Consider the following 2,848-nt stretch of genomic DNA (forward strand, 5'->3'; position numbering starts at 1 on the left):
TAGTCCACCAGCTCGAAGGTGGCCAGCGGCGGGTAGATGCCCTCCAGGGCCGTGCGCAGCGCCTGGTCCAGCGAAGATGACCGCCGACGTCTCCGCCGCCACCAGGACCGTCGACGTCTCCACCCTCGCGCCCTTCCCCGACGGCGGGTTCGAGGACGCCCTGGTCGCCGGACTCAAGGCCTCGGTCGCCGCCGGGCACCGCCCGGTGGTGCGCGTCCTGGTCGGCGCGGTGCCGCTGTACAGCGCCACCTCGCTGCCCTCGCGCTACCGGGACGAACTGGTCGCCAAGCTCGGCCCGGCCGCCGCGTCGGTCAGCCTCAACATCGCCTCGATGACCGCCTCGCGCACCGCCTTCTCGTGGAACCACTCCAAGCTCCTGGTGGTCGACGGACGCACCGTCCTCACCGGCGGCATCAACAGCTGGAGCAAGGACTACCTGGACACCGCGCACCCCGTCTCGGACGTCGACCTGGCGCTCACCGGCCCCGCCGCGACCTCCGCCGGCCGCTACCTGGACACCCTGTGGGAGTGGACCTGCGGCCGCACCGGCGTCCTCGACAACGCCTGGTTCGCCTCCTCGGACGGCGGCGCCTGCCGCCCGTCGATCGAACGCGACCTCAACCCGCCCGCGCCCGCCACCGGGAACGTCCCCGTGATAGCCGTCGGCGGCCTCGGCGTCGGCATTAAGGACGCGGACCCCGCCTCCGGGTACCGGCCCGGCCCCGTTCCCGGGGCGGCGGACGCCAAGTGCAGCCCGCTGACCCTGCACGACAACACCAACGCCGACCGCGACTACGAGACCGTCAACCCCGAGGAGAACGCCCTGCGCGCCCTGATCGGCAGCGCGCGGCGGCACGTCGAGATCTCCCAGCAGGACCTGAACGGCCCCTGCCCGCCGCTCTCGCGCTACGACTCCCGGCTCTACGACACGCTGGCCGCCAAGCTGGCCGCCGGGGTCAAGGTGCGGATCGTGGTCAGCGACCCGGCCAACCGGGGCGCCGTGGGCAGCGGCGGCTACTCGCAGATCAAGTCCCTCGCCGAGATCAGCGACGTCCTGAAGGCCCGGCTCACCGCGCTCACCGGCGACCAGGGCAAGGCCGCCGCGGCGCTCTGCGGCAACCTCCAGCTCGCCACCTTCCGCGCGGCCCCCACCGCCACCTGGGCCGACGGGCACCCGTACGCGCTGCACCACAAGCTGGTCGCGGTCGACGACTCGGCCTTCTACATCGGCTCGAAGAACCTGTACCCGGCCTGGCTCCAGGACTTCGGCTACATCGTCGAGAGCCCGAGCGCGGCCGCACAGCTCGACCGCGACCTGCTCGGCCCCGAGTGGCGGTACTCGCAGGGCGCCGCGACCGTCGACTGGTCCACCGGGACCTGCCAGGCCTGACGGCCGGTACCCGACGTCCGACGCCTGACGTCCGACGTCCCACCGGCGGGTTCCCCGCCCCCGGCAGTCCGCGGACGGGGAACCCGAGTGACTTCCGGGGTGTTGCGGACATGCTCAACGGGCCCCTAGCGTGAGTGATCCCGATGATCCGTTCCACCCTGGAGAGGCTCGCCTTGATCCTCAGTCACGTCCGCACCGCGGCGCGGGCGGTGGTCGCCGCCGGTGTGCTCGTCGCCGGCGCGCTGGTCGGCGCGTCGCCGGCGGCGGCCGCCACCGCGCCGACGGCCCTGACCGCGTCCGACTACACCCTCACCGCGGACTACCACCGGTACGACACGCTCAACTCGGCCCTCACCGCGAAGCTGGGGACCTCCGCCGTGCACACGGTGATGGAGAACGCCAACCACGACCGGCAGGCGCTCCCGTCGACCTTCTCCGTCGCCGGCCTGACCACCGGCTTCCGGTTCGACGACGGCGACAACTCCGACTGCCAGAGCTTCCCCCAGGGCATCACCACCAGCCGGGACGCCGTGGGGACGGCGGACAGCGGCAACTACGACGGCCACCAGCTCGTGCTGGTGAGCTGGTACACCAAGGACGGCTGCAGCGGCGCCCAGCAGCGCAGCCGGATCACCCTGGTCGACTGGGACGCCACCTACCCCAACACCTACCGCAAGATCCTCCTGGTGGAACCGACCGGCACGGCGGCGGCGCCGAGCTTCAAGGACATCCCGATCCACGCCGGCGGCGTCTCCTGGTACGGCGACCACCTCTACGTCGCCGACACCGGGAACGGCATGCGCGTCTTCGACATGCGCAAGATCCTCAACACCGACTCCGGTGGCACCGCGGACCAGATCGGCCGTCAGTCCGACACCGTCTACTACGCCCACAACTACGCGTACGTGCTGCCCCAGGTCGGCACGGTCACGGCGCAGACGACCTCCCCCGACAAGCTGGTCTGGTCGTCGATCTCCCTGGACCGGGTCAGCAGGTCGATCGTGATGACGGAGTACACCTGCCAGGCGAACTGCCCCGACTACCCCAACCGCCCGCCGCGGGCGGTCCGCTTCCCGTTCGCGACCGGGGCGACGACCTTCGCCGCGACGACCACCGCCGGCCAGGCGCTCCAACTGCCCTGGTACAACCTCAACGGCGTGGCCTCCCACAACGGCCGGTGGTGGTTCAACTCCTCGCGGCAGAAGCAGCTCTACTACTGGACCCCGACCGCGGGCCCGTCCACCTTCGCCTGGGTGGGCGGCGGTGAGAGCCTCTCCTACTGGGAGGACACCACCAACCCCGACCTGCTGTGGTCGCTGCAGGAGACCACGGGCGGGCGCAACGTCTTCGCCGTCACCCAGGCCACCTACGGCGGCGGCTGAGCGGCGGCCCGCTCCCGGTTCGTACGGACCGGCAGCGGCGACCGCGTTCACGGTGGCGAGGCCCCGGCTCCCGAGC

General features: G+C 71.9%; 2 protein-coding genes. Both read left to right on the plus strand.

The window, feature by feature from the left end:
* Nucleotides 1–76: 76 nt before the first annotated feature.
* Nucleotides 77–1,390, plus strand: a complete 1,314-nt coding sequence (locus tag ABZW03_RS39400) for a phospholipase D-like domain-containing protein (RefSeq protein WP_355269482.1) — start codon at nucleotides 77–79, stop codon at nucleotides 1,388–1,390.
* A 143-nt stretch (nucleotides 1,391–1,533) separates the two neighbouring features.
* Nucleotides 1,534–2,772, plus strand: a complete 1,239-nt coding sequence (locus ABZW03_RS39405) for a hypothetical protein (protein ID WP_355269484.1) — start codon at nucleotides 1,534–1,536, stop codon at nucleotides 2,770–2,772.
* The last annotated feature ends 76 nt before the right edge of the window (nucleotides 2,773–2,848 follow it).

The sequence above is a fragment of the Kitasatospora sp. NPDC004799 genome, assembly GCF_040609095.1.
GTDB lineage: Bacteria > Actinomycetota > Actinomycetes > Streptomycetales > Streptomycetaceae > Kitasatospora.

What these genes read in the sequence shown, in the direction of transcription:
- ABZW03_RS39400 (WP_355269482.1), top strand. Translation starts at nt 77, where the DNA reads ATGACCGCCGACGTCTCCGCCGCCACCAGGACCGTCGACGTCTCCACC.
- ABZW03_RS39405 (WP_355269484.1), top strand. Translation starts at nt 1,534, where the DNA reads ATGATCCGTTCCACCCTGGAGAGGCTCGCCTTGATCCTCAGTCACGTC.